The 26,882-nt window shown below is 61.2% G+C and carries 26 protein-coding genes; 6 read left to right on the forward strand and 20 right to left on the reverse strand.

What is annotated here, in order from left to right; translation table 11 throughout:
• Positions 1 to 226: 226 nt before the first annotated feature.
• Both dctP and AB6K10_RS02655 read right to left on the reverse strand, forming a co-directional pair.
• On the reverse strand, positions 227 to 1,276 hold the full coding sequence (gene dctP, locus AB6K10_RS02650; RefSeq protein WP_159343532.1) for a TRAP transporter substrate-binding protein DctP: 1,050 nt from the start codon (positions 1,274 to 1,276) through the stop codon (positions 227 to 229).
• A 183-nt stretch (positions 1,277 to 1,459) separates the two neighbouring features.
• Entirely contained in the window at positions 1,460 to 2,032 is a 573-nt protein-coding gene (locus tag AB6K10_RS02655; protein WP_285263975.1) for a TIGR02444 family protein, read from the reverse strand.
• Positions 2,033 to 2,061: 29 nt separating this feature from the next.
• On the opposite strand from AB6K10_RS02655, the gene AB6K10_RS02660 reads away from it, so the two are divergent.
• Positions 2,062 to 4,008 (forward strand): ATP-binding cassette domain-containing protein, encoded by a 1,947-nt coding sequence (locus AB6K10_RS02660; protein ID WP_339117945.1) that lies wholly within the window; start codon positions 2,062 to 2,064, stop codon positions 4,006 to 4,008.
• A gap of 6 nt (positions 4,009 to 4,014) precedes the next feature.
• Here the strand turns inward: AB6K10_RS02660 and dtd are convergent, their stop codons facing one another.
• The 10 genes from dtd to AB6K10_RS02710 form a co-directional block, all read right to left on the reverse strand.
• On the reverse strand, positions 4,015 to 4,452 hold the full coding sequence (gene dtd, locus AB6K10_RS02665; RefSeq protein ID WP_159343535.1) for a D-aminoacyl-tRNA deacylase: 438 nt from the start codon (positions 4,450 to 4,452) through the stop codon (positions 4,015 to 4,017).
• A gap of 94 nt (positions 4,453 to 4,546) precedes the next feature.
• The gene (locus AB6K10_RS02670) at positions 4,547 to 5,128 is read right to left on the reverse strand and encodes a chalcone isomerase family protein (RefSeq protein ID WP_285263978.1); all 582 of its coding nucleotides are present in this window, start codon (positions 5,126 to 5,128) and stop codon (positions 4,547 to 4,549) included.
• 104 nt (positions 5,129 to 5,232) lie between these two features.
• On the reverse strand, positions 5,233 to 6,078 hold the full coding sequence (locus tag AB6K10_RS02675; protein ID WP_339117946.1) for a universal stress protein: 846 nt from the start codon (positions 6,076 to 6,078) through the stop codon (positions 5,233 to 5,235).
• Positions 6,079 to 6,183: 105 nt separating this feature from the next.
• Positions 6,184 to 7,014: a bifunctional hydroxymethylpyrimidine kinase/phosphomethylpyrimidine kinase gene (gene thiD / locus AB6K10_RS02680; RefSeq protein WP_339119590.1), complete on the reverse strand. Its 831-nt coding sequence runs from the start codon at positions 7,012 to 7,014 to the stop codon at positions 6,184 to 6,186.
• 139 nt (positions 7,015 to 7,153) lie between these two features.
• Complete coding sequence (locus AB6K10_RS02685) at positions 7,154 to 8,266, reverse strand: TRAP transporter substrate-binding protein (RefSeq protein ID WP_159343537.1); 1,113 nt, start codon at positions 8,264 to 8,266, stop codon at positions 7,154 to 7,156.
• Positions 8,267 to 8,438: 172 nt separating this feature from the next.
• Positions 8,439 to 9,842, reverse strand: a complete 1,404-nt coding sequence (locus AB6K10_RS02690) for a TRAP transporter large permease subunit (protein ID WP_285263980.1) — start codon at positions 9,840 to 9,842, stop codon at positions 8,439 to 8,441.
• Positions 9,842 to 10,402 (reverse strand): TRAP transporter small permease subunit, encoded by a 561-nt coding sequence (locus AB6K10_RS02695; RefSeq protein ID WP_339117947.1) that lies wholly within the window; start codon positions 10,400 to 10,402, stop codon positions 9,842 to 9,844. The genes AB6K10_RS02690 and AB6K10_RS02695 overlap by 1 nt, the downstream gene beginning before the upstream one ends.
• Before the next feature lie 96 nt (positions 10,403 to 10,498).
• Positions 10,499 to 11,347, reverse strand: a complete 849-nt coding sequence (locus AB6K10_RS02700) for an endonuclease/exonuclease/phosphatase family protein (protein ID WP_339117948.1) — start codon at positions 11,345 to 11,347, stop codon at positions 10,499 to 10,501.
• Positions 11,348 to 11,349: 2 nt separating this feature from the next.
• On the reverse strand, positions 11,350 to 11,982 hold the full coding sequence (locus tag AB6K10_RS02705; RefSeq protein ID WP_339117949.1) for a thiol:disulfide interchange protein DsbA/DsbL: 633 nt from the start codon (positions 11,980 to 11,982) through the stop codon (positions 11,350 to 11,352).
• A gap of 117 nt (positions 11,983 to 12,099) precedes the next feature.
• A complete protein-coding gene (locus AB6K10_RS02710; protein ID WP_159343541.1) occupies positions 12,100 to 12,729 on the reverse strand; it encodes a c-type cytochrome in 630 nt (209 codons plus the stop codon).
• A 309-nt stretch (positions 12,730 to 13,038) separates the two neighbouring features.
• On the opposite strand from AB6K10_RS02710, the gene yihA reads away from it, so the two are divergent.
• Positions 13,039 to 13,686, forward strand: coding sequence for a ribosome biogenesis GTP-binding protein YihA/YsxC (gene yihA / locus AB6K10_RS02715; RefSeq protein WP_159343542.1), 648 nt, complete (start codon positions 13,039 to 13,041; stop codon positions 13,684 to 13,686).
• A 6-nt stretch (positions 13,687 to 13,692) separates the two neighbouring features.
• On the opposite strand, the gene AB6K10_RS02720 is transcribed toward yihA, so the two are convergent.
• The 8 genes from AB6K10_RS02720 to AB6K10_RS02755 all read right to left on the reverse strand — a co-directional run bounded on the left by AB6K10_RS02720 (position 13,693) and on the right by AB6K10_RS02755 (position 22,249).
• Complete coding sequence (locus AB6K10_RS02720; RefSeq protein WP_159343543.1) at positions 13,693 to 14,430, reverse strand: HAD family hydrolase; 738 nt, start codon at positions 14,428 to 14,430, stop codon at positions 13,693 to 13,695.
• Positions 14,427 to 15,341: a tyrosine recombinase XerC gene (locus AB6K10_RS02725; RefSeq protein ID WP_339117950.1), complete on the reverse strand. Its 915-nt coding sequence runs from the start codon at positions 15,339 to 15,341 to the stop codon at positions 14,427 to 14,429. Before AB6K10_RS02725 ends, AB6K10_RS02720 begins: the two co-directional genes overlap by 4 nt.
• Positions 15,334 to 16,059, reverse strand: a complete 726-nt coding sequence (locus AB6K10_RS02730; RefSeq protein ID WP_159343545.1) for a DUF484 family protein — start codon at positions 16,057 to 16,059, stop codon at positions 15,334 to 15,336. Before AB6K10_RS02730 ends, AB6K10_RS02725 begins: the two co-directional genes overlap by 8 nt.
• 16 nt (positions 16,060 to 16,075) lie before the next feature.
• Positions 16,076 to 16,909, reverse strand: a complete 834-nt coding sequence (gene dapF / locus AB6K10_RS02735; protein ID WP_253018641.1) for a diaminopimelate epimerase — start codon at positions 16,907 to 16,909, stop codon at positions 16,076 to 16,078.
• Positions 16,909 to 18,180: a diaminopimelate decarboxylase gene (lysA, locus tag AB6K10_RS02740; RefSeq protein WP_253018643.1), complete on the reverse strand. Its 1,272-nt coding sequence runs from the start codon at positions 18,178 to 18,180 to the stop codon at positions 16,909 to 16,911. The genes dapF and lysA overlap by 1 nt, the downstream gene beginning before the upstream one ends.
• On the reverse strand, positions 18,180 to 18,305 hold the full coding sequence (locus AB6K10_RS02745) for a lipoprotein (RefSeq protein WP_217353013.1): 126 nt from the start codon (positions 18,303 to 18,305) through the stop codon (positions 18,180 to 18,182). Before AB6K10_RS02745 ends, lysA begins: the two co-directional genes overlap by 1 nt.
• On the reverse strand, positions 18,305 to 19,708 hold the full coding sequence (argH, locus tag AB6K10_RS02750) for an argininosuccinate lyase (RefSeq protein WP_159343549.1): 1,404 nt from the start codon (positions 19,706 to 19,708) through the stop codon (positions 18,305 to 18,307). The genes AB6K10_RS02745 and argH overlap by 1 nt, the downstream gene beginning before the upstream one ends.
• 96 nt (positions 19,709 to 19,804) lie before the next feature.
• Entirely contained in the window at positions 19,805 to 22,249 is a 2,445-nt protein-coding gene (locus tag AB6K10_RS02755) for an EAL domain-containing protein (protein WP_339117951.1), read from the reverse strand.
• A gap of 138 nt (positions 22,250 to 22,387) precedes the next feature.
• Between AB6K10_RS02755 and hemC the strand changes: the two genes are divergently transcribed.
• From hemC to AB6K10_RS02775, 4 genes are read left to right on the forward strand one after another with little or no spacing between them, the layout of a single operon-like run.
• Positions 22,388 to 23,332, forward strand: a complete 945-nt coding sequence (hemC, locus tag AB6K10_RS02760) for a hydroxymethylbilane synthase (RefSeq protein ID WP_253018649.1) — start codon at positions 22,388 to 22,390, stop codon at positions 23,330 to 23,332.
• Complete coding sequence (locus tag AB6K10_RS02765; protein ID WP_339117952.1) at positions 23,329 to 24,081, forward strand: uroporphyrinogen-III synthase; 753 nt, start codon at positions 23,329 to 23,331, stop codon at positions 24,079 to 24,081. The genes hemC and AB6K10_RS02765 overlap by 4 nt, the downstream gene beginning before the upstream one ends.
• Positions 24,082 to 24,124: 43 nt before the next feature.
• Complete coding sequence (locus AB6K10_RS02770) at positions 24,125 to 25,573, forward strand: uroporphyrinogen-III C-methyltransferase (RefSeq protein ID WP_285263987.1); 1,449 nt, start codon at positions 24,125 to 24,127, stop codon at positions 25,571 to 25,573.
• Positions 25,570 to 26,832: a heme biosynthesis HemY N-terminal domain-containing protein gene (locus AB6K10_RS02775; protein WP_339117953.1), complete on the forward strand. Its 1,263-nt coding sequence runs from the start codon at positions 25,570 to 25,572 to the stop codon at positions 26,830 to 26,832. The genes AB6K10_RS02770 and AB6K10_RS02775 overlap by 4 nt, the downstream gene beginning before the upstream one ends.
• The last annotated feature ends 50 nt before the right edge of the window (positions 26,833 to 26,882 follow it).

The raw sequence follows: 26,882 nt of genomic DNA on the forward strand, positions 1-26,882 counted from the left end.
ACGCGACATTCCCATCACTGACACCGAACGGAGTAGGTTCGGCCTTGCTCATTTTGTAGCGTAACGGGTAATGACTCTTTTCGCTTCAACGCTGGATGGACGTAGATTTTTCTGTGTTCCAACGCGAAAGCACGTGTTTTTTCGCTGCCTGGGCGAACAATAAAAAAGGGGCAGCGCTGGCTGCCCCTTCGTGATGTCATCTGATCAACGCGAACGCGCTAACCCATTAGGACTCACTGTTGACGGCTTCGAGATCGGCCTTGAACTGCTCCAGCAGCTCAGCGCCACGCTCACCCGTCATTTCGAGGAAGGCATCTTCGACCTGCGGCGCGCGCTCACGGAACGCTTGAATCTGCTCTTCGTTCAAGCGTGTGACGGTCACTTCGTCGGACGCTTCCTGAATCTTGGCGAGTGCTTCGTCAGCCAGACCCTTGATGTGCTCGATCGTGTGATCATAGGCCGCGTCAGAGGCTTCCTGCACCAGCTCTTTATCCTCATCGGACAGGCCTTCGTAGAAGTCTTGGTTCGCCATCATGGCGGTGGTGAACCAGCCGTGACCGGTGAAGGTCAGGTGCGGAGACACTTCATACAGGCCGCCAGACTCGATCCAAAAGATCGGGTTTTCCTGGCCATCGATGATGCCGGTCTGCAGGCCGCCGTATACTTCGCCCCAGGGCAGCGGTGTCGGCGTCGCGCCAAAGGCGTCGTAGGTTTCCGACAGCAGCGGGTTGGTCATGGTGCGGATTTTCTTGTTATCCATGTCTTCCGGCGAGCTGATTGGCTCGTCGGTGGTGACCACCATTTCACCCTCTGGGTACATCTTCAGAAGTTCGAGACCCTGCTCCGCGTAAAGCTCCGGGAACATTTCGTTGATCGCTTTACTCTCGTCGAAGAACGTCAGTACGGTCTCTTCGTCGGTCGGCAGCAGATACGGAATAAAGAAGATTTGCGCTTCCGGGATCAGTGCGCCAGTGAAGCCAGGCGACTGGTTCACGAACTGGAGAATGCCGTTTTGGGTTTGCTCCATGATGTCATCGGACTCACCCAGCTCGCCAAAACGGTACACTTGTACGGAGTGGTCAGAGTTCTCTTCGATGTACTCTTTGAACGCGTAAGCGAATACATCCTGCACGTCGCCTTCGTACTCTTCGTGAGCGTAACGCCAGTTATCCGCCTGGGCTGTCGCGCTCAGGCCCAGCAGCAGAGCCCCTACGCTCGCCGTGGTGAGTAACTTGGTGGAAACGGAACGAGTCGAAACTAATTTGCTTGCCTTCATGCAGAGTTCCCCTAGCAGTGGTAAGCGCGCCGTACGAGAGCGCTAGAATCTAATTTTTGTCTATCCCATGCCGCTACACGTTTTCTCAGCCGCTAACACGCAGTAACGTCGTTCATTGCTGTGGGTTAGCGGGCGATATCAGCGCGGCCAGCGCGGGTTATTCAAAAACAGCTTAATTTCAGGCTAGCGTGGTGGCTCACAGCGGTCAAGCTGGCTTGCCAGGGTGAAAAGTGCCGTTGTCGTGCTTTCGCGCACGCGTTGCGCTTGTGGAAAATGTTTGTCAAGCGGTGCCGAAAACAGCGTATCTTGCAGCCACTGTGCAACATTGTGCTGGCTTATGTCGCTTTTTGTTAAACGAACGTCATTTGTCGACGATGCGAGCGCCCACTGCTGCCAACGTTGAAGGTTTTCACGCTCAGCCTGCAGCTCGGCACGCTGTAAGGTCGCACGCAGCGCTTCAATGGCCTCGTTCTGGGCGGCCTCGGGCTTCAATCGACGGCGCAGTGCCCGCAGCGGGGCCGTCACCTGCTGCTGCCAAGCCAAACGCTCAGCGCGTATCGCGTCGAGCGGCGCCGGTTTGGCCGCCAGGCCATGCTGGTAGAGCCAACAGTGAAAGAGCAGTTCACACACATCCACGCCCGCCTCGTCTTGTAAGGTGAGACAGGCCTGCTCGACGCCGGGCTTGGCATACAACGCCAAGGCAAAATCCCATAGCGGCCTCTGCTGCAAGCCCTGCAATCGGTTAGAATCGCGCATTGGTTTACCCACTTTTTTCGGGAGAAAACATGATCGCACTGCGCCAAGTCGCCCTGCAACGGGGCACGCAAACGCTCCTAGAAAACGCCGACCTTACGCTTCACAACGGCGTGAAGGCCGGCATCATTGGGGCCAACGGTGCCGGTAAGTCGAGCCTGTTCAAACTCCTGCTGGGCGAATTGGGCCCTGATCAAGGCGATGTCGAGATGAGCGGCGGTCAGCGAATCGCCCACATGGCTCAGGAAGTGGAGGCCCTGGATCGCCCCATCGTCGAGTACGTGTTGGATGGCGACCATGCGCTACGGAAGGCGCAAGCCGACCTGCTTGCCGCCCGAGAGGCGGGCGATGCGCACCGCGAAGCAGAACTACACGGGCTGATAGAGACACTGGATGGCTACACCGCCGAATCCCGTGCTGCCCAGCTTCTGGTGGGATTGGGTTTTGTACAAGCAGACATGACCCGCCCCCTGTCCGACTTTTCCGGCGGCTGGCGGATGCGCGTCAACCTCGCCCGCACGCTGTTCATGCCGTCCGACTTACTGCTGCTCGATGAGCCGACCAACCACCTGGACCTGGACGCGCTGCTGTGGCTAGAGCAGTGGCTCACCCGCTACCCCGGTACGCTGCTGCTGATCTCCCACGACCGGGACTTTCTCGATGCCGTCTGCGATCACATCGTGCACATGCATCACCAAACGCTGGAGCTTTATCGGGGCAACTACTCTCGCTTCGAGCGCACGCGGGCGGAGAAACTCGCGCTGCAGCAGGCGGAAGCGGCCAAACAGCAGGCGCGCCGCGAAGAGATCGAGCGCTTTATCGCCCGCTTCAAGGCCAAAGCCACCAAAGCGCGCCAAGCCCAGAGCCGCGTCAAGATGTTGGAGCGCATGGAAGATATTGCCATGGCCCACGTGGATTCACCGTTCCACTTCACCCTGCCGGCCGCCGATAAAACCTCCCATCCGCTGCTGGTGCTGGACCAGGCCACGTTAGGCTACCGCAGCCAGGCGGGCGATGTCGCACAGCTCGACAAGGTGAACATTACGCTGCTCCCCGGTAGCCGCATTGGCCTGCTGGGCCCCAATGGGGCGGGTAAATCCACGCTCATCAAGTCGCTCACCGGCGAGCTAGCGCTATTGAACGGCAAACGTGTGCCCGGCGAGCACTTAGCGATTGGCTACTTTGCCCAGCACCAGTTGGAAGGGCTAGACGTGACCACGACGCCGTTCGTCCACGTGCAGCGGCTCTCTCCCACTGCCAGCGATCAAGAGATTCGCAACTTTCTTGGCGGCTTCGGTTTCAAGGGCGACGATGCCTTCGGGGAGGTCGCCACCTTCTCAGGCGGTGAGAAAGCGCGGCTGGCCCTGGCGCTGGTCGCTTGGCAAAAGCCCAACCTGCTGCTGCTGGACGAGCCGACCAACCACCTGGATTTAGAGATGCGCGAGGCGCTTACCGAAGCGCTGGCGGGCTTCGAGGGTACGGTCATTCTGGTTTCCCACGACCGTCACCTGCTGCGTGCCACGGTGGATGAGTTTTGGCGAGTCGCCGACCACCGGGTCGAACCCTTCGACGGCGACTTGGAGGATTATCGGGCCTGGCTCAAAGCGCGTCTGGAAGAGAACCGCCGCGACGCGCGGAGCGAAAAGAACGAACGCCAGAGCCAACAGCCCAGCAGCGACCGTAAAGCCGCCCGCAAAGCGGCAGCCGAGCTGCGCGAAAAGCTGCGCCCATTGAAAAAAGAGCGCGACAAGGCAGAAAAGGCCATGGAAGCAGCGCAGCACTCCCTGGAAGCGGTCGAAACCATACTCGCCGACCCTGAGCTCTACACCGACAGCGCCCGCAAAGCAGAGCTGACCGATGCGCTGGCCAAGCAGGCAACGATCAAAGCGCAGCTAGACGACGCCGAGCAGTCGTGGCTGGCCGCCGAAGAGGCGCTAGAAGCCATGGAGGCCGAACTGCTCGCCAGCGAAAGTGCCTGAGGAACGCTAGCTTTCCAGCAGGAAGGTGACCGGACCATCGTTCGTAAGCGTCACCTGCATGTCCGCGCCAAACTGGCCGGTGGCTACCTGGGGCCACGCAGCGCGCGCTTGATCGACGAGGTAATGAAACAGACGTTGCCCCTCCTCAGGCGGCGCAGCGCTGGAAAAACTGGGGCGCAGCCCCTTGCGCGTATCGGCCGCGAGCGTGAATTGCGACACCAGCAGCAATCCTCCCCCGGCCTGCTGCAGGTTGTGGTTCATCTTGCCCGCGTCATCGCTGAACACGCGATAGTGCAGTAGCTTGTGCAGCAGTTTATCGGCATCCGCTTCACGATCGCCTTTCTCGACGCCCACCAGCGCCAGCAGCCCGTGGTCGATCGCACCGATGGTGCTGCCCTCCACCGTGACGCTGGCGTGCTTGACCCGCTGAATCAGTGCTTTCACGCTGCCCCCTTCGTCCCTTCACTTGGCCTATCGAAGGGGGCGAGTGTAAACCGAGGCGAGGGCTGGCCCAAGCGTGATGGCGCGAGGTCTGCGTCTATCCGTTCACGCCCAGTAGCGCATCGCGAAACTCGTCACCTAGCGGGCGCTCGCCCAGCCAAATACCGAACATCGCGCTGGCAAACTCGGCGCTGCTGTCCTCGTAGAGCGTCTCACCGTTGAGAGCGAGGCGTAACTGCTCGCCATCCCAGCTCAACAGATAGCGGTCGCCGGGTGCCACGTCGCGATACTGCCGCTTTAGCTGCTCCAGATTCTCTTTCACCTGATTGAATTCGTAGAGCGTGAGCGAGTCGCTGAGGGTCTTTTCGGTCGCATCTGCGAAATCCTCGGCGGCGATGTCATGGAAATAGGCGAGTTCTAGCCGCCGGGGCACATCGCTGAGCGGTTGAGGGTCGCGTTCGCCCTCCAACTGATAGTAAGCACCTGCGTAAGCGGTCCAGATCATGTAACGGAATACGCCGCTCCCCAGCAGGGTATAGCGCTGGCCATTCTCTTCGACCACGCGCTCAAAGCGCTCCCCCCGCTCGGTCACGCTCTCGGCGGCGGCACTGCTGGATAATAGCGCCGCTCCCATCCATAGCGCGGCCGATAGCAGCGCTGGCATATGACGTCGTTGCACGGTGTCGTCCTCCCTTATTGGCTTGGCTGGCATAACGCACAGCTATACATACACACCTTATCCATAAAGGTTCCGTACAACCAACCGTACGACGAGTTTTTCAGTTACCAGGGTCGACACACCATGACGTCACAATGGGGTTCGCTCAGCAGCATGTCGGTGAGTGGGTTGGGATGATGCGGTCGGCTGCGGCTACCCAACATGACCAGCTCTGGCGAGTGCCGTTTGATGTAGTCGTGGAGCACGTCGCAGGGCTGGCCCGGCTCCAGCACCAGCTCGATGTCGGGGACACCGTCCAGATCGCGCATGAGGCTTTCGACCTCGTTGTCCAACGCCTCCCGTAGGCGAGCGACCTCATGATCGCGCCACTGTGCATAAAACGCTTGGTTACCCAACTCCCGTTCACCCGGCAGGTTCCACGCATGTAGTAGGGTCAGCTGGGCTTCAGGAAAGCGGATCAGCGCCTCTTTCAGGGTTTGTCGTGCGGTAAGCGAGAAGTCGATGGGTACCACGATATGCTGCCACGGCTGCGTCGGTAGATAGGACGCCACCACCACGGGGCAAGGGGCGCTGCGCAGAATACGCATCAAGGTCGTGCCATAGAGCAGATCTTTCTGACCGCGCTTGCGGTGCATGCCCAGAACGATCAACGAAGCGTGACGCTCATGGGCCTCCCGAACGATCTCCACGTGTGCGTCGCCCACCACCGTTTGGATCATTAGCGCAGGAAGTTCGAGCGCGTAATCCTCCCGAAGATCGGTGAGCGTGGCGCTGATGTCATCGCTCACCGCTCGCTCAAGGTCATGCAGCATTCGGTGAGGAAGGTAGGGGTCGAGCACGTGGAGCACATCCAGCTGCGCTCCCTGTTGATGGGCGAGGCGCAATGCTCGGGCAAAGGCCGCGCGATTTTCCTGGGAGAGGTCGGTGGCAAATAGCAGCGTGCGGGACATGAGCAGCTCCTTGGCCGAATGGCTCAGCCTCATAGGCAAACAAACGGGCACCCTTCAGCATGGTGCCCGTTGCCCTATCCCGCAAGGAGACTCTGCCCCGGCGGCTTACCACCACGCATGGAAGTGGTGTACCGGACCGCGCCCTTTGCCGACCGCCAAGCGGTGGCTGGCCGCCAGTGCGCTATGCAGCCACTGCTTCGCGTCGGTAATGGCCTGCTCTGGCGCGTCTGCCTCAGCTACTTCCGGCAGCTTTGCCAGACAGGCGGCGATCGCAGACGAGAGCGCGCAGCCCGTGCCATGCAGGTTCTCGGTGGCAATGCGGGAAGCCGGTAACCACTGGTGACCGTTGGGGGTGGCCAACAGATCCGGGCAAGTATCACCGCGTAAATGGCCGCCTTTCAGCACCACAAAGGGGGCGCCCAACGCCACCAGCTTGGGCAGCAGCGCTTCCATCTCATCCAAACTCGCAGGGGCGGGAGCATCCAGCAGCACGGCAGCTTCCGGCAGGTTGGGGGTAATCACGTCGGCCAGCGGTACCAGCACCTCCCGCACGGCACGAATGCCCGCGTTATCGACCAGGATATCGCCGCTCTTCGCCACCATTACCGGATCGAGTACGATCCAGCGCGGGCGCTGTTGGCGCAATACGTCGGCGATGACCTCCGCCACGTCGCGACTGGCCACCATGCCGATTTTCACCGCATCGATGGTCACATCGCTCAACAAATGCTCGAGCTGCTCACGAATGGCTTGGGGAGACACGGGGTACACCGAGGCCACGCCGCAGGTATTCTGGGCAATCACCGCCGTGATCACGTTCGTGCCATACACACCGAGCGCGGAAAATGTCTTGAGGTCGCCCTGCAGCCCCGCGCCACCGGAGGGGTCGGACCCTGCAATGGTCAGCACATTACGCAGGCGAGGTTCGGTCGGCATCGAGTTAGCGGGGGTAGACATAGAGCACCTTACACGGCAGAACAGTATCAGCCATAGGATACCCAAGCCGCGCCACTTACGCTGCTTTAATCGACGGATACGAAAAGGCCGCCCGAAGGCGGCCTGGAAAGAGCTGACGTTACTGAGTGGTATCGCCTTCCGGATTGCGGGCGTTGTAGTACGCCTGCTCGGAAATCGCGTGGTAATCCTCGACTTTATCCTGGAACTCCCGATAGGAGTCGTAGATACGGGTCGCCAGCTCGCTGGACGCAGCCAGCTCACCCACGACGTCGGCCGAATGTTCGCGGGCTTGTGCCAGTACATCGTCAGGAATGCGGCGCAGTTCCACCTCGTGCTCGTTGACTAGGGTTTCCAGCGCATCGTTGTTACGAGCGGTGTACTCATCTAAAACGCTTTGGTTGATGTCGCTGATGGCCGTGCGCAGAATCGCTTGAAGATCAGCGGGCAGTTCGGCCCACGCCTCTTCGTTCACGATGGCTTCGAACATCACCGTCGGCTCGTGCCAGCCGGGGTAGTAGTAGTAATCGGCCGCTTGGTGCAAGCCGAAGGCGAGATCGTTGTAAGGGCCGATCCATTCGGTGGCGTCGATGGCACCGGACTGCAGCGACGTGAAGATTTCACCGCCGGGCATGTTGACGATCGCCACGCCCATGCGGCTCATCACCTCGCCCCCCAGACCCGGCATGCGCATTTTCAAGCCTTCCAGATCGTCCACCGAGTTGATCTCTTTGTTGTACCAGCCACCCATCTGGACACCGGAGGCACCGGCAACCAATACGTCGACACCGAACTCATCGTAAAGCTCGTTCCACAGCTCCATGCCACCGCCGTAGCTGAGCCAGGCGTTCATTTCCTGAGCGTTCATGCCAAACGGTACGGCGGCGAAAAACTGTGCCGCTGGCGCTTTGCCTTTCCAGTAGTAGGAGGCGGAGTGGCCCAACTCGGCGGTGCCATCCGACACGGCGTCGAACACTTCGAACCCTGGTACGAGCTGCCCCGCTCCGAAGACTTCGATGGTCAAGCGGCCATCGGACATCTCCTCGACGAGCTGGGAGAGCCGCTCAGGGCCTTGGCCTACACCGGGGAAGTTTTTCGGCCAGGACGTGACCATTTTCCAGCGGAAGGTCTCTTCTTGTGCCTGGGCCTGGTTATCGAAGCTGGAAACGACCAGCAGGCTGGCAGAAAGAGCGGTCGTCATGGCAATGGCGACAGGCAGTGCTTTGGCTTTCATGCGTGAACCCTCTTGCTTATTTTATTGCTGTTATGGGTAGGGAATACCCCGCCTGACGTTTGCCGCCAGGCGGGTTGTTACAAGCCATTGTGTGTCTGCAGCTTGGCTGCTTTTGATTAAGGTTGCCACGCCCTTGCGTTGATAGCAGGGTTATTTTTCAACTGAGCTCCTCTTAGAACTGCGTTGGTAGCCAGGTCGCCAATTGCGGGAAGAAGGTCAGCAACAGCAGCATGCCCAACTGCATCAAGATAAACGGCACCACGCCACGATAAATGGCCGATGTGGGCACCGAAGGCGGCGCCACGCCGCGCAGATAAAACAGCGCGAAACCGAACGGCGGCGTCAGGAACGAGGTCTGCAGGTTGATAGCGATCATGATCCCTAGCCAGATCGGGTCTAGCCCCATGGCCAGCAGAATCGGCCCGACGATCGGCACCACCACGAAAGTGATTTCGATGAAGTCGAGAATGAAGCCGAGGAGGAAGATCACCAGCATGACGATGATCGTCGCGCCAATCACGCCGCCCGGCATACCCTCGAACAGCTCGGTGACCATGTGCTCACCGCCGTAAGCACGGAAGACCAGCGAGAACAGCGCCGCGCCGATCAAGATCAGAAACACCATGGTGGTGACGTGGGTCGTCGAGCGCAGCACCTCTTTCAGGGTGGCCCAGTCCAACTGGCGATAGGCCAACGCCAGCACCAGCGCGCCAAAAGCCCCGACGGCCGAGGCTTCGGTGGGTGTGGCAAAGCCGCTCAAAATCGAGCCCAACACCGCTACGATCAGCACCACCGGGGGCACCAAGCCTTTGAGCAGCAAAATCCCCAGGCCCGAGGTGTGGCCAAGCTCGGCCATCAGCTCTTCGCGGTCGGCCGCGGGCGCCATACTGGGCCGGAAGAACGCTACCAAGCCCACGTAGATCATGTACATGACGACGAGGATCAACCCCGGCACCAGTGCGCCCATGAACAGATCGCCCACAGAGACCGTTTTCGGGCTAAAGATGCCCATATCGAGCTGCGCCTGCTGGTAGGCCGACGAAAGAACGTCGCCCAGCAGCACCAGGGCGATGGAGGGGGGAATAATCTGTCCCAGCGTGCCGGTGGCACAGATGGTACCGGTGGCCAGCGACGTGCTGTAGCCCCGCTTGAGCATGGTGGGCAGTGACATCAGTCCCATAGTGACCACGGTTGCCCCGACGATGCCCGTGGACGCGGCCATCAGCATGCCCACCAGCGTGACCGAAATCCCCAAGCCACCGCGCATGGAGCCAAACAGCAGCGCCATGGCATCCAGCAGCGTTTCAGCGACTTTGGATTTCTCCAGCAGCACGCCCATCAAGACGAACAGGGGTACCGCCAAGAGCGTCTGGTTGGTCATGATGCCGTACAGGCGATTGGGCAGCGCGGCTAGATAGCCACTGTCGAAGTTGGCATCGATGCCCACGGCTTCCAGGCCCAAGCCCATGCCGGCAAACAGCAGCGCGGTGCCCGCTAGCGATAGCGCCACGGGAAAGCCGAACATCAGCACGATACAGATGGCGGCAAACAGAATAAGCGGCATAAATTCGAGCATCAAACGCGCTCCTCAAGGTGATGGTCATCGGCGGCTGGAGGCGTGATCCGCCCGGTGAAGACATAGCCATTGCGCACGACTTCGATCAGCCCCTGAAGGATCATCAGGACGGCAAACACCGGAATCAGCGTTTTCAGTGCGAAAACAGCCGGTATGCCACCGTAATCCGAGGAGGTTTCCAAAATGCGCCAGGAGTTCGCCACATAGCCATAGCTGGATGCGATGATGAAGAGCATCACCGGAATCAGCAGCAGCAAAATGCCGAAAATGTTCACCAACGCCTGACGACGAGGCGTCATACCGCGGTAAAAAATATCGACGCGGACATGGCCATCGTGGCGAAAGGTGTAGGCAGCCGCGAGCATGAAGACGCTGGCGTGCATGTACATCACCAGCTCTTGCATGAAGATACTGTTGATACTGAACATATAGCGAAGCAGTACAATCGCGAACTGAATCAACATCATGATGATGATCAGCCACGCAAGGGTACGCCCGAACCACTCCGAAGCGCGGTCCAGCGCACCGATAAACGCAGGTAGTTGTGTTGTGTCCGACATGGAAGTGTCTCGCGTAAAACGGCTAAGGGGAGTCAGCGCCCCAGACAATAGCGCATATACGCGGACAATGCAGCGCCCGACAGCCGCTCGTGCGGCTTATTGTTTAACGCTTGCGCGAATTGTCGCGAGACACGGCGCTGGCAGCGGTAAATCCACCGCGATCGGCAGATGATCGGAGAAGAGATGATCCAGCACGCGCACCTCTGCGGCCTCCAGGGTTTGCGAGAGCAGAATATGATCCAACGCGCGGCGCGGCTGCCAAGAGGGGTAGCTCAGTAGCGGCTTCACAGGGTGCAGCGGCAGCGACGTGCTAAACCGCTCGTGGGCGTGAAGCTGCTCAGGCGTGCAGTTCAAGTCGCCCATCACCACCACGTGCCGCAGCGGCTCGATGATGTCGCTCAGGTAGTCGAGCTGACGCACGCGACCACGGTGGCTGAGCGCCAAATGCGCCACGAAGATATGCAGCGCGTCGGGACCGTCACCGTAGCGAACGTGAATCGCACCGCGCCCAGGCAGCATGCCCGGTAACCGATGCTCTTCGATATGGCTAGGCGTCAAGCGGGAGAGCAGACCGTTGCTGTGCTGGGCGAATTGGCCTAAGTTGCGGTTAAGCTGCTGGAAATAATGAGGAAACTTGGCTTGTGCCGCCAAATACTCCACTTGGTTGACCCGGCTGGAGCGAAAGCTGCCGCCATCGACCTCTTGCAACCCCACTACGTCGAACTGCTCTAACACGCTACCTACCAGCGCTAATCGCTTGAGGCGCTGCGGGTTGGGCAACACGTGCTGCCAGCTCCGCGTGAGGTAGTGGTGATAGGCAGACGTTTGAATACCCACCTGCAGGTTGAAGGTCAGCAGCCGAAGTTGGCCGCGCTCCAGCAACGCAGAGGTGGGCAGCGCCCCGGGCGAGCGGGTTGGCCCGCCCGTGTGGCCGTGCTCAAGCACCGTTATTGCGCACGCTCGCTGCGAACTTTCTCGATCAGCGCATCGGCGATTTGCGGCATGTTTTCCAGGCTGCCGGCCGACTGAGGCGATACCACGTAACGGCCATCCACGATCAGCGCGGGCACACCCATCAGGCGCATGTCACGCATACGGCTGTTAGCCTTGTTGACCTCGCTGCGCACGCTGAACGCCGTCAGCGCTTTTTCGGCCTCTTCTTCGCTCACGCCGTAATCAGAGAAGAACTCGGCGATGTCGTCTGCCTCGGTCAGCGAGAGGCCATCCTGGTGAATGGCGTCGAAGAAGTCCTGATGCAGCTCTTCTTCGATACCCAGCGACTGAGCGGCATAGAAGGCCGTCGCATGGGTATTCCAGTCACCGCCCATGGTGGCCGGCATTTTCACGATGCTCACGTCATCGTCCAGCGTCTCGTACCACTCGTTCACGGACGTTTGCAGCCGGTAGCAGTGCGGGCAGCCAAACCAGAACGCTTCGGTCACTTCGATCTGGTCATCGTCTACCTGGGTCGCCACCGGCGACTCCAGCAGCGTGTAGTGCTGGCCTTCGACCAGCTCCTGAGCGCTTACCGATGCAGACAGGCCAAGACCGGCCAGTGCGACCATCAACGTTTTTAACATAGCGAGAACTCTCCAAAAAAGCGGGCCAACAAAAGTGAGGCTATGACCCCTAGCAGGGCAGGCAGGTTCCCCATCCTGCGGATAATGCACAAAACGGGGAGGCCTGCGGCAGGGAAATTAGTTCAAGCCCAGCACGTAGTTGGCGACGGCTTCCATATCTTGGTCGCTCATTTTGGACGCGATATCGCCCATCACGTTGTTCGGGCTGTTGGCGCGCTCACCGGACGCAAAGGCTTGCAGCGTAGAGACGGTGTACTCCGCATGCTGACCCGACAGCGCCGGATACACCGCGCTGCCGATGCCTACGCCCGTAGGCGAGTGGCAAGCGCTACAAGCGGGAATGCCTTTGGACATATCACCCGCACGGTACAGCTCTTCACCGCGAGCGAGCAGCTCAGCGTCTTCATCGCTGGTTTGGCCAAGGTTCGCGTCTTGGCCTGCAAAGTGCGCCGCCACGTCCCAGGCGTCTTGGTCAGAGAAGTTATCGACCAAACCGGCCATCTGGGCAACGACGCGGTTGCCGTCACGGATATCCATGATCTGCTTGGCGAGGTAGGACATCTGCTGCCCTGCCAGGTTAGGGAAAGTGCCCACTGCGCTGATCCCTTGCTGGCCATGACAGGCGGCACAAGTTTGCGCGAGTTCACGACCTGCCGCTGCGTCAGCGTCGGCTTGAAGGTCCGCTTGGGCGTGGACGGTGCCAACGGCACCCATGGTAATTGCCAGGCTTGCCAGTAACTTTCTCATTGCTTTTCCACTATGCCGTTTGATTATTGACTGGTACGCACCCTGGGCGCTGCCCAGGTTCAGCACATTACCAGGGTCAGCTCCGCCAAAACGAACAACGTGTCGTGTTGGTCGCTGCTGGCTAGAGCGCGATGGTACACTAGCGCCCCAGGTCGCAGTTATAAGACGCTTGCATTATAACGAATCACCCTAGCGGCGGGAATGCAAGTCCAGATCTGCTTTTGGGGTAATTCGTCGCGGCACCGCACGCTTCCACGTCACAGGACGCTTGCAGGCCGTGTTATACGTTTGTTTTTCAGGATGAACTCCATGTCTACCCCTCATGATAGCCCAGTCCCTCGGCTGAACTACCCCACCGCGCGTTTTATGATCAGCGCGCCGACGCTGGCCCTGTGTCCGGACGATACGGGCGCAGAAGTGGCCTTTGCCGGACGCTCCAATGCCGGTAAATCCAGCGCCATCAACGCCCTGACCCAGCAAAACGCCCTGGCGCGCACCTCGCGTACGCCGGGCCGCACCCAGCTCATCAACTTCTTCACCGTGATGAACGATGAGTCGCGCCGCCTGGTGGATCTACCCGGCTATGGCTACGCCAAGGTGCCGGAAGCGGTCAAGATCGAGTGGCAAAAGCACCTGTCGGACTACCTGCGGGGCCGTTTCAGCCTGCGGGGTCTGGTGCTACTCATGGACGTGCGCCATCCACTGACCGAGTTCGACCAAATGATGCTCGATTATGCCGACCAGCGCGGCATGCCGGTGCATATCCTGCTGACCAAGGCCGACAAACTGAAGCGCGGCCCGGCCAGCGCCGCCCTCCAGAAGGTGCGCTCTCGCCTGCGGGAGTGGGAAGATCTGGTATCGGTTCAGCTCTTCTCATCGCTCAAGCGCGACGGCGTCGACACTCTCTCCCAAAAGCTCGACCAGTGGCTCTACACCCCTGAAGACACCCACGATTAAGCGGGGCTAAGCCCGCCGTTCCAGCCACGCAATCAGCTCGGGTAGCTCTTTGACGTGGGCAATGCGATGAACGCGCTCGGGCAGTGCGTGATCGCCGCGCTCGGCCACCCAGGCGGCGTGCATACCGAGCTGCTGGGCGGGAAGCACGTCTTCTGCCCAGGAGTCGCCCACGTGCATGGCGCGCTGCGGTACGGTCTTAAGCCGCTCCAACGCGGTGAGAAAAGGCTTGGGGTCAGGTTTGGGAGCCAGCAGCTCTCCGGCGGCAATCGCCACCGGAAAGTGGGCCGCCAATGGCTGACGCTTGAGATGAATGTTGCCGTTGGTGATCGCCGCGAGCCGATAGCGCTCGGCCAGCGCCGACAGCAGCCCGGCCGCTTCCGGGTGCGGAGTGACCTGCACGCGCAGGCGGTGGAACTCGTTCATGGCGGCGGCAGCCCATAAAAGCGCGGCGCTGCGCGGCAGGCCGCTCGCTTCGAGCTGGTCTTCCAGCGCCCGCAGCCGAAGCCAGGTAAAGTCGCCACGCCGCTCCGGTACTTGGCTGGCCCACTGTTGGCGACGCTGCAAGTAGTCCGCCACCCCCGCCTCGTAGGTAAGCGGCAACGGTGCCTCCTGACGCGCCGACCGCCATGCCGTGAGCGCGTCCAGCAACCAGCGGTAGTGCCCCTCTTCGGTTTTCAGCATCACCCCCTGGTTGTCCCACAGGGTGTCGTCCAGATCAAAGGTGATGGCGTCTAACGTGATCATGATTCGCTCTCACTCGGGCGGCGCTTGGCGCGCGGGTGGGCGGCATCGTAGCTTTCGGCGAGATGCTGCCAGTCCAGGCGCGTGTACACCTGGGTCGTGGATAAATTGGCGTGGCCCAGCAGCTCCTGCACGGCGCGCAGATCCTGACTGGATTCCAGCAAATGGCTGGCGAAGGAGTGGCGCAGGCGGTGGGGATGAAGGTGCTCCGGTAGGCCGCGCACCACCGAGAGCTGCGCTAGGCGCTTCTGGATTGCTCGATGCCCCAACCGCTGCCCCCGTTGACCGACGAAGAGCGCCGTTTCAGCGCTGGCCGCCAAACTGGCCCGGCAGGTGAGCCACGCGGTGAGTGCCTGCTGGGCGCGTCGCCCTACGGGCACCTGGCGAGGTTTGCTGCCTTTCCCCATCACCCGCACATGGTTGGCCGCTAACTGGCTCACGTCCAACGCCGCCAGCTCGGCCAAACGCAGACCGCTGGAGTAGAACAGCTCCAGCATGGCCTGGTCACGAAGCGAGAGCGGCGAGCCGTCGTGGGGCGTATCGAGAAAGCGTGCCAGCGCATCCACATCCAGTGGTTTTGGCAGATGGCTGGGCTGTTTGGGGGTGCGCAGCAAACGGATCGGGTTATCCATCAGCACCTGATCCCGTACCAGCGCGTCGGCAAAGCGCGATAGCGCTGCGCGACGGCGGGCCAAGCTGCGCGGCGACAGCCCCCGGCTACGCTCGGCACCAAGGAAAGCCCTTGCCAGCGCCGTGTCCAGCGCGCTGGCCTGGGTCACACCTCGCTGTTCGGCAAACTGACAGAACGCGGATAAATCCTGACGATAGGCCGCGACCGTCGCGGGGCTCGCGTGGCTGGCCAGTGTCGCCAAATAGCCCGCCACGGCGTCTACCAGGGTCTCTGGGCTACCCATGGTGCTCCGCACCATGCGGCCCTAACCGCAGCAGCAGTCGGGCGACGATATCGCCCAGGTACTCGGTAAACAGCGTGTCCATACTGGCGCGATAGCACTCGGGGTCGGGGCTGGCGAGCAGTAAATAGCCCAGTTGCTCGCCAGCCGAGAGCCGTGTGATCGCACAGGAGCCTGCCTTGCGGGGCGCCTTGGTGTGGGGCAGCAGGCACTTCCAGTCGCTGACGCTCAGCTTGGCGCAGCGGCTGGTACGGCCATCCAGCAGCGCCGCTAGGCGGGCGCTGGCGTGCTGATCGAGAATATGGCGCGGCGGCTGAGGCGGCGTCGGCTCGGCATCGCTCAACGCAGCGGGGCACCATAAGGCCATTGCCGGGGTTTGGAAACGCTCGCTCAACTGCGTCGCCAGCGCCTGGGCCAGCGCATCGCGATCTTCCGCTTCGACCAGGCTGAGCAGCGTTTCCCGCAGGCGACGGTACTGAGCTTCGTTATGGCGTGCGGTTTCCAACAGATGCTCAAGCCGCCCTTCTGCCGTTTCGGCTCGCTGACGCAGGTCGATCACCAGCCGCTCCAGCAGCGATACCGCGCCATCGATATGGGGATGCGGGACTTTGAGCTGCTGCAGCAGCCCTTCACGGCCAATAAAAAAGTCGGGGTGACGGGCCAGCCAAAACGCCACTTGATCCGGATCGAGCGTTTTGCGCGGCTCAGGAGCTTGAGACATCGCCGTTCTCCTCGAATTAGTTGAGTGATACCCGACCGTCAAATACCCGCGTCGCGGGGCCTACCATGACCAGCGACGCCTCGGGATCCGGCCACTCGATGCTTAACTCGCCGCCGGGCAAATGGACTTTCACCGGACTTTTTAACAGCCCTTGGCGAATACCGCTGGCCACCGCCGCACAGGCGCCCGTGCCACAGGCCAGAGTTTCACCGCTGCCACGCTCGAACACCCGCAGACGAATCTCGCTGGGCGAGACCACCTGCATGAAGCCGACGTTGACCCGCTTGGGAAACCGAGGATGCGACTCCAACAGCGGCCCCAAGCGTTCCACCGGCGCGCGCTCCACGCTTTCGACCTGGAGAACAGCATGCGGATTGCCCATGGAGACCACGCCAAGCTGTAGCGTGTCGCCTTCGACCTCTACCTCGTGCAGCGGCTGGTCCCCCGACGCGTCGAAAGGCAGCGTTGCCGGGTTGAAGCGCGGCCTGCCCATGTCCACCCGCACCATGCCGTCGTGCTGCACGTTGAGCACTAACGGGCCACCGGCGGTTTCCACATGGATTTCATGCTTGTGGGTCAGGCGCTGGTCACGCACGAAGCGGGCAAAGCAGCGCGCGCCGTTACCGCAGTTTTCTACTTCGCTGCCGTCGGCGTTATAGATGCGGTAGCGAAAGTCCATGTCCGGATCGCGGGGCGGCTCGACGATCAGCAGTTGGTCAAAGCCAATGCCAAAGCGCCGGTCCGCCAGCTGACGGATCTGCTCGTCCCGCAGGCGCGCCCGCTGGGTGACCAGGTCCACCACCATGAAGTCGTTGCCCAGGCCGTGCATTTTGGTGAAGTGCAGCAGCATCAGCGTGCCCCTTCCGGCAGCAGCGCCTCGCCGGCCCACAGGCTTTCCAGCGTTTCCCGAGCGCGCACCACGTGGTAGGTGTCACCATCCACCATCACCTCCGGCGGGCGCGGGCGGCTGTTGTAGTTCGAGGCCATGACGAAGCCATACGCCCCGGCCGAGCGCACTGCCAACAGGTCGCCTTCGGCGATAGCAAGCTCGCGCTCTTTGCCTAGGAAGTCACCGGTTTCACACACAGGGCCGACCACGTCGTAGGTGGCGGTATTCCGTACTTGGCGGGTATCCACCGGCACGATGGCCTGCCACGCTTGATAAAGCGCCGGACGAATCAGGTCGTTCATGGCCGCATCGACGATGGCGAAGTTCTTGGTCTCGCCGGGTTTCAAGAACTCTACCCGGGTGAGCATCAATCCGGCGTTGGCCGCAATGGAGCGGCCCGGCTCGAACAGCAGCGTGAGCTGTTCACCGCCTTCCCAGCGGGAGAGACGCGCCAACAGTTGGCTGGCGTAATCGAAGGGCTGGGGTGGCTTCTCGTCCCGGTAGGGGACGCCTAAGCCGCCGCCCAAATCCAGATGGTCGATCTCGATGCCGCGCTCACGCAGGCGCTCCATCAGCACCAGCAGGCGCTCCAGGGCATCCAGGAACGGCGCGGTTTCGGTGAGCTGCGAGCCGATGTGGCAGTCAAGCCCGGTCACCCGCAGGTTGGGCAGGCTAGCGGCCAGCTGGTACACCTCCAGCGCCTCGTCCACCGGAATACCGAACTTGTTGTCCTTCAAACCGGTGGAAATGTACGGGTGGGTCCCCGCATCCACATCGGGATTGACGCGCAGCGAGACCGGAGCGACTTTCCCCAGCTCGCCCGCCACGGCGTTCAAGCGCTCGAGTTCCGGGCGCGACTCGACGTTGAAGCATTTGATGCCGACCTCCAGCGCACGCGCCATCTCCTGGGGCTGCTTGGCGACGCCAGAAAACACCACTTTGGCGGGGTCACCACCGGCTTTGAGCACTCGCTCCAGCTCGCCCACGGAGACGATGTCGAACCCGGCGCCTAGGCGCGCCAACAGGCCCAGCACGGCCAGGTTCGAGTTGGCCTTCACCGCGTAGCAAATCAGGTGCGGGTGACCGCCAAGCGCTTCGGTGTAGGCACGAAAGTGGCGCTCCAGGGTCGCTTTGGAGTAGACGTAGCAGGGTGTTCCCAGCTTATCCGCCAGCTGCGTTAACGGTACGTCCTCGGCGTAGAGCACGCCGTCGCGGTAGTTAAAGTGATCCATTACCCCTCCTGCTCGGCGGCCGAATCGGATGTGTCATCAGGCAAATAGAGTGGCCCTTTCTGGCCACAGCCGACGAGTAGCAGCGCGGCCAGCAGCAGCGCGCTAAGTGTGATCGCGTGACGCATCATGACGTACCCTTGAGCGCCGCCAGCGCTTCACGGGCACGGCTGGCCGCCGCGCGCACTTGGTCAGGCGCGGTGCCGCCAATATGGTTACGGGCGGCCACCGAGCCCTCCAGGGTCAGTACGTCAAAGACGTCCTGCGCGATGATATCGGAGAACTGCTGAAGCTCTTCCAGCGTCATTTCAGAGAGGTCCTTCTTGGTTTTCAGGCCGTAGGCGACTGACAAACCAACGATTTCATGGGCATCGCGGAAGGCCACGCCTTTACGCACCAGGTAGTCCGCCAGATCGGTCGCGGTGGAGAAGCCGCGACGCGCCGCTTCGTACATGCTCTCTTTCTTCGGCTCGATGGCAGGCACCATGTCCGCAAAGGCTTTCAGACAGTCGCGCACGGTGTCGACGGCGTCGAACAGCGGCTCTTTGTCTTCCTGGTTGTCCTTGTTGTAGGCCAGCGGCTGCGACTTCATCAGCGTCAGCAGCGCCATCAGATGGCCATACACGCGGCCGGTTTTACCACGCACCAACTCGGGCACGTCGGGGTTCTTCTTCTGCGGCATGATGGAGGAGCCGGTGCAGAAGCGGTCGGGCAGGTCGATGAAGTCGAACTGGGCGCTGGTCCACAGCACCAGCTCTTCGCTCATGCGCGACAGGTGCATGAGCAGAATGCTGGCAAAGCTGGTGAATTCGATGGCGAAGTCGCGATCCGACACCGCATCCAGCGAGTTTTCCGCCGGGCGGTCGAAGCCGAGCAACTCGGCGGTTACGTGGCGGTCGATGGGGTACGTCGTGCCCGCCAGGGCGGCGGCACCCAGCGGCATCACGTTCACACGCTTGCGGCAATCCAGCAGGCGCTCGTGGTCACGGGCCAGCATCTCTTGCCACGCCAGCAGATGATGGCCAAAAGTGACCGGCTGGGCGGTTTGCAGATGGGTGAAGCCCGGCATGATGGTGTCGGCTTCGCGCTCGGCAAGTTCGATCATGCCGTCGCGCAGGCGTGTCAGCTCCGCTTCGATCACGTCGATCTCATCGCGCATGAACAGGCGAATGTCGGTCGCGACCTGGTCGTTGCGCGAGCGGCCGGTGTGCAGCTTCTTGCCAGTAATGCCGATTTTGTCGGTCAGGCGGGCTTCGATGTTCATGTGCACGTCTTCCAGCGGCACCGACCAGTTGAACTCGCCCCGCTCGATTTCGCCCTGGATCTCGGTCAAGCCGTTGATGATGGCATCACGCTCGTCGTCGGTCAGCACGCCCACTCGCGCCAGCATGGTGGCGTGGGCGATCGAGCCCTGAATATCCTGGCGCGCCAGGCGCTGGTCGAAGGTCACAGACGCGGTAAAGCGCGCAACAAAGGCATCGGTGGGCTCGCTGAAGCGACCGCCCCAAGACTGGTTCGTAGCTTGGCTCATCGGTGAGATATCCTGCTGACAAATCTAATGGAGTCGTTAAGAGAAAGTGTACCAGAGTCACTGCGTGGAGCGGCATGCCATTTGCGATCGCGCCCCTTACGAGGTCGGGGCGGCGGGGCTGGTGGTGTCCACCGGCGACTCCAAAAAGTGCCGAAGCGCGCTCAGCGACATCGGGCGGGCGAAGTAGTAGCCCTGGAAGTGGTCACACTGCAGAGTGCGCAGGTGATGAAACTGTTCGGCGGTTTCGATGCCTTCGACGAGCACCTCCAGCCCCAGCTTGTCGGCCATGGTGACCACGCCCTCGACAATGGCCGCGTCGCGGGAGTCCGTGGCCACGTCGCGCACGAACGAGCGGTCGACTTTCAGCTTGTTGATCGGCAGTCGTTTTAGATAACTCAGGCTGGAGAAGCCGGTGCCGAAGTCGTCGAGCGCGATGTGAACGCCCAACTGGCGCAGCGCTTGCAGGGCTTGAATGGTGTGCTCGGCACTATCCATCAACACGCCTTCGGTCAGCTCCAACTCCAACAAGGCCGGTGGTAAACCGCTGTGCGCCAGCACCTGCTGTACAGAATCCAAAAAGCCCGGACGCTGAAACTGCATGGGCGACACGTTGATCGCCATGGTCATGGGTGCCGCGCTTTGTGCATTGAGCGCGACCGCGTCACGACAGGCCGTTTCCAGCACCCACTCACTGATCGGGATGATTTGACCGGTATCCTCGGCCAGAGCAATGAACTGACCCGGCGGAATGTTGCCACGCTCGGGGTGGTGCCACCGAATGAGCGCTTCGACCCCGGCGACGCGACCGCTGTGATGTATCTGCGGCTGGTAATGAAGCTCGAACTGCTGCTGTTCGATGGCCTGCTGCAGCGCGTGGCGCAGGTTCACCCGCTCGGTGACCTTGCGGTTAAGCTCGTCGGTGTACCACTGGAAGGTGTTACGCCCCCGCCGCTTGGCTTTATACATGGCAAGATCGGCTTGTTGAATCAGTTGGCGGGGCGCTTGAATCGTCCCATCGTCGGTGGCGATGCCGATACTGGCGGTAATGCGTAGCTCGCTACCACGATACCAATAGGGTGCCGACACTCTCGCCAGCAGCCGCTCGACCACCTGCAGCACGTCATCTTCGTGGGCCAAGTCCGGCAGCAGCACGATGAATTCGTCGCCTCCAAAGCGCGCTACGGTATCCCAAGGGCGCAGCTCTTCCTCCAGGCGCTTGGCGACGTCGCGCAGGATATAGTCGCCCACTTCATGGCCCAGGGTGTCGTTGATCGGTTTGAAGTCATCCAGATCGATGAACAGTACGGCCAAGTACCGGTGATAGCGCCGGGCCAGCAAGCAGCCTTGATCGAGACGCTGGTCGAGCATGAGCCGGTTGGGCAGCCCGGTCAGCGCGTCGTGGTTGGCGTTATGACTCAGCTGAGCCTGGTACTCTCGCTGGGCGGTAATGTCGTTTTGCGCGCCGATGAAGTGCGTCACGACGCCCCCCTCATCGCGCACTGGTGAAATATAGAGGTCATTCCAGAAAGGAGCGCCGCTGCGGCGATAGTTACGAATCACCACGTGGACATCGCGCTGCGCTTTGATGCCCTCACGCAGCTGCGCCAGGGTAGCGGGGTCGGTATCGGTGCCCTGTAAAAAGCGGCAGTTGCGACCCAGAGCATCCTCGCGGGAGTAGCCGGTAATGCGCTCGAACGCGGCATTGACATAGACCATGGGCAAATCGGGGCGCTGGGCATCCACGATCACCACCCCGTTGGTGCTGGACTCCACGCTGCGCTCCAACAGCGTCAGCTGCCGCTCGGTGTCTTTGCGTTCGGTGATGTCCTGGGTCGACCCCTGCACCTGAATGATCTGCCCCAGCTCATCGCGCACGGCACGGCCAATCACCCGCACCCAGCGCCGCCGTCCTCGCTGGGTAATGATTTCGAACTCTTCATCGAAGCTTACCCCCTGCTCGCAGCAGGCGGAGAAGACGGCTTGCAGACGCGGCCGCGCGCTGGGAGTGTAAAACCCAATGGCTTCTTCCAAAGTAGGCTGATGCCCCACCGGCATATCGTGCAGACGGCACACCTCCTCGGACCAGATGGGCAGCCCCACCGCCATGTCCAAATACCAACCGCCGATATGCGCCGTTTCACCGGCAATGCGAAACAGGCGCTGGTTGCGCCTAAGCTGCTTCTCCACCGCTTTGCGCCGGGTAATGTCCCGCGCGATGACGTAGATCACCCGATCACCGGCGGAGGCCGACACTTCCAACCAAACCCGCTTACCGTCTAACGTCAGCGCGCACACGTCAAAAGCACTGACCTTCTCCCCGCGGCACAAGCTTGCCAGCGCCGCTTCGATCACGGGATGATCACGCGTCTCGATCACGACACCGCACGGCTTTCCCAGGAGGGCGTCCGCTGAGTAGCCGAGCAGCGTCTCGAAGGTGGGGTTGACGCTGAGCAGCGTACCCGCAAAGTCAATGCAACAGAACAAATCCTGCGAGAGCAGGAAGAACTGGTCGAGCTTGCCTTGCGGTTCAGCGAGGGGCATGGCGTTTCCTAAATAGGCGTTCAACGCATTCAGTGCTGGCCTTAAATATGGCCGGTTATTTTTACTGTGTGGCTGGGTGCTTTATGATGAGAATTATCACAGTTCGACGCGCCGTGTCAGCGGCAAAGGGAGAATCAGGTGTCATCCATCACTAAATTGCGCATCGCCACGCGTAAAAGTCAGTTGGCCATGTGGCAGGCCGAGTACGTCCGCGACCGCTTGATGGCGGCACATAGCGGTCTGGAAGTTGAGCTTGTCCCCCTCTCCACCAAAGGTGACAAAATTCTCGATACGCCTCTCTCCAAAATTGGCGGGAAAGGGCTATTCGTCAAGGAGCTCGAAGACGCCATGCTGGATGGGCGCGCCGACATTGCCGTGCATTCGATGAAAGACGTGCCGATGCACTTTCCAGAAGGCTTGGGGCTCTCGGTGATTTTGGAAGGGGCAGATCCCACCGATGCGTTTGTGTCCAATCACTATAACAGTATCGACGAGCTGCCCGAAGGTGCACGTATCGGCACCGCCAGCCTGCGCCGTGGCCTGCAAATGCGCGAAGCACGCCCGGATCTCCAGATTCTCAACCTACGCGGTAACGTACAAACCCGTCTTGGCAAGCTCGACGACGGCGAATTCGATGCCATTATCCTGGCGACCTCCGGCCTGCAGCGTTTGGGTCTCGACGCACGGATCGCGCAAGCGCTGCCTCCCGAAATCTGCCTGCCTGCCTGTGGCCAAGGCGCGCTGGGCATCGAGTGCCGCCTGCACGACCCCGAGCTGATTGCGCTGCTGGCCCCCTTGGACGACCAGGACACCGCCACCCGCGTGCGCGCCGAGCGCGCCATGAATACCCGCCTGGAAGGCGGCTGCCAAGTGCCCATTGCCGGGCATGCCATTCTGGATAAAGCCAACGACACCCTGTGGCTACGCGGGCTTGTCGGTAACCCCGAAGGCACGGAAGTGCTGCGCGCCGAAGGCCGTGGCTCTATCCACGAGCCGGAAGCGCTCGGCATTCGGATTGCCGAAGAGCTGCTGGATCAAGGCGCTGGCGATATCCTGGCCGAGGTGTACGGCCGCCACGTATGAACCAACCGGTACTGATTTGCCGCCCCGGAGAGCGGGGGCAAGCCCTGGCGGATGCCTTACGCGAACGCCATGGCTGGGTGGAGCCGCTTGACGTGATGCGCCTGGAGGCGCTGCCTGAAGAGGCCGCCCAGCGCCAAGTCTGGTTGGATATTGATCAGTACCATAAGATAGTGGTGGTCAGCCCCTTCGCTGCGCACTGTTTGAGCGAGGCGCTGGATCGCTACTGGCCCCAGCTCCCCGTCGGGATTGATTACTATAGCGTTGGACGGGGCACTGCCAGCATACTGTCCGATCAGCTTGGGGTGCGGGTGCGTATTCCTCCGCCCCAACAGGGGGAGGACACCAGTGAAGCGCTGCTCTCGCTGGCATCGCTTCGCCAGTTGACGCACCAGCGCGTACTACTGGTGGCAGGCGAAGGGGGCCGCACGCTAATCGCCGACACCCTGGCGGCACGCGGCGCCCAGGTGACTCGTTTGGCGGTCTACCGGCGAACGTATCAGCCGCCGCCCCCCGCCCTGCGCGAGCGCCTACACAGTGGCGACTACCGGGCGCTGATCGTCACCAGCGGCGAACTGCTTGAATATCTGGCAAAATGGTGTGGTCCAGCAGCGTTGAACCAACCGCTAATCGTTTCCAGTCACCGTTTAGCTACACTGGCCGGTAAACTGGGTTTTTGTGACCTCAAGGTGGCGTCGGGAGCAACGCCGGCTGCGCTGGTGGCCGCGTTGGATCGGTCCTGCAACCCATAGGGTGCCGATGTCGATCAAGGAACTTAATAAGGGCTAGCGACAGATGAGCAAACAACCAAACGAGCAGGAAGGCGTCAACAACACGTCTGCCGATGCATCCCAAGCGAGCACGCCGTCGAGCGATACTGCGGCCTCCTCGGCGAAAAGCGAGTCGACTGCTGGCAGCGCCTCCTCGTCTTACGCGGCCAAAAATAGCCGCTCGCGCCGCCGTAACAAAGGTGGCCCGACTAATTCCCACACGAGCGCATCCAGCGCCAGTGCAACCACGTCCAGCCCCGCTCAGGAAAGCGCCTCTAAACAGACAAGCGCCCCTAACGATACCAAAGCGACGGCAGCAGATACCAAACCGACTGCCACAGCTACGCCTGCAGCGTCCACATCTGCTAAAAGTGGCAACACATCCGCTACGGGCAGCACAGGCAAACCGACGCCGCCCACTTCTACCGGTGGTGGTGGCAGCAAAGGTGGCGGCGTAGCCCTTGCCCTGGTGATTATCCTGGCACTCGCCCTGGGGCTGGTCGCTTGGCAAGGATGGCAGCGCCTGGATAGTCAGCAGCAGCGCTTGGATGAGCTGGCACAGCAAGCGCAAAACAGCGCCTCCCAGCAAGCAGTCAGCGAGCTTGAAACACGTATCGATGAAGGCGAAGCCGAACGTAGCCAGGCACTAGATAGCACTATGAGCGAGCTGCGTAGCGAGCTGGATAGCTACCGCAGCGAAGTCAACGGCACGCTGGATGACGTGTTGGCGCAGCTTTCCCAAGAGCAGGACACCGACGAGCGCGACTGGCTCCACGCCGAAGCCGCCTACCTGCTGCGCTTGGCGAACCAGCGCCTACAGCTGGAAGGTGACGTAGAGGGTGCTGCCGCCCTACTGCGCACTGCCGATGCCCGGTTGGCCGATGCCGATAACCCGGCACTGACGCCCGTGCGTCGCGAGATTGCCAACGAGCTCGCCGCGCTGGATGCCGTGCCTCAAGTGGACCGCACCGGTATTTACTTGGCCCTGAATGCCCAGCAAGAGCGCGTGGCAGGTCTACGTCTGTCTCAAGAAATCGAAGAGCGCGCCGTGACGTCGAGCATCGAACAGCCGCCTACCGGCACGTTCCAGCGCCAGCTTGCCCGGTTCGGTGAAGAGCTCAAAGACCTCGTCGTCATTCGTCAGCACGATGAAGCACTGGAAGCGCTGATCACCCCTGAACAAGAGTCCTATCTGCGCCAGAGCCTGCGCCTGATTCTTGAGCAGTCTCAGCTAGCGCTGCTCAAAGAGGAGCCTGAGCTGTACGAAGCGAGCATCGACAAAGCTTTGGAACTGCTGAACGGCTACTACGACACCGAGCGTGAAGAGACCCAGAGCGTGATTGCCCGCCTGCAAGAGCTGAAACAGGTTCAGGTACAGCCCGAGCTGCCCGATATCAGCGCCTCTCAACAAGCGCTGGCCAGCTTCATCGACAATCGCTTTGAGTCGCGCCGTCAGGATGGAGGTGATGCATGAGAAAACTCATCCTGCTAATTGTTGCGGGCCTTGCGGTTGGCGCACTCTTCGGGCACCTGATGATGTCGGTGCCCGGCTACTGGCTGATTCGGGTCGGTGACACGTCGGTTCAAACCTCGTTCTGGTTTGGTCTGGTGCTGTTGCTGGGTGCCTTTATTGTGCTGCACTTCGCGCTGCGCCTGCTCACCGGCATTATTCGCCCAGTGGGTCGTTTCCGCACCTGGAACAGCCGTGCCCGTAACCGTCGCGCCATGAAACGCACCGTGCGCGGCTTGGTGGCACTCACCGAAGGCCGCTGGAAGAAAGCGGAGAAAACCTTGGTGCGCGCTGCCGACGACTCCAGCACGCCGCTGGTGAACTACCTCTCGGCCGCGTTGGCCGCTCACTACCAAGGCCACCACGAGAAGTCTCAAGAGCATCTGAACCAGGCCCAGCTGACCACCGACGGTGCGGATACCGCCATTGGCTTGATGCAGGCGCAGCTGATGATCGACCGTCAGCAGCCGGAAGAGGCCCTGGCGATTCTCAATCGCCTGGATAAGCAGCTCACCAATCATCCTCAGGTACTGAAGCTTCTGAAGCAGGTACACCTGAGCGTCAACGATTGGGAAGGCCTGCGTCGCCTGATTCCACGCTTGGCCGCGCAGAAGCTCATCACGCAGCAGGAGCGCGAACAGCTGGAGTTCAAAGCGTATCGCGAGCTGATCATCTTCGAAGCGAAGAACCCTACCAATATCGAACGGGTTCGCGGGCTGTGGGCGGATATGCCCGACTACCTGCGCGGCAATACCGAGCTGATCGTGCTCTATACCGAGGCACTGCTACACGCCAACGAAGAGCCGATTGCCGAGCGTCTGCTGAACCACTCGCTGGATAACCACTGGGACGCCCGTTTGGTCAAGCGCTACGGTCTGCTCAATGTCGATGCCGCTCGCCAGCTGGCCAAGGCCGAAAAGTGGCTGCAAGAGCGCCCCAACGACCCCGAGCTGCTGCTCGCATGTGGTCGCCTGTCGCTGCGTGTGGGCCAGTGGGAAAAAGCGCTGGAGTACTTTGAAGCCAGCCAGCGCCAGCGCCCCAATGGCGAAGTGTGTGCCGAGCTTGCCCGCCTCTACGCAAGCCTAGGCGAGCACAACAAGAGCCAGCTCTACTATCGTCACAGTGTGGATATGCTCGCCCAATCTCTGCCATCGCTGCCCCAACCCAGCGATGCCAGTGACAGCACGCAAAGCGATAAGAAAGCAGCGAAAAAGACGGCGTAACCGCCTTCTGTAACGCAAAAAGGGTGCCCACGGGCACCCTTTTTTAATGA

Source organism: Halomonas sp. BMC6 (assembly GCF_964204995.1).
GTDB lineage: Bacteria > Pseudomonadota > Gammaproteobacteria > Pseudomonadales > Halomonadaceae > Vreelandella.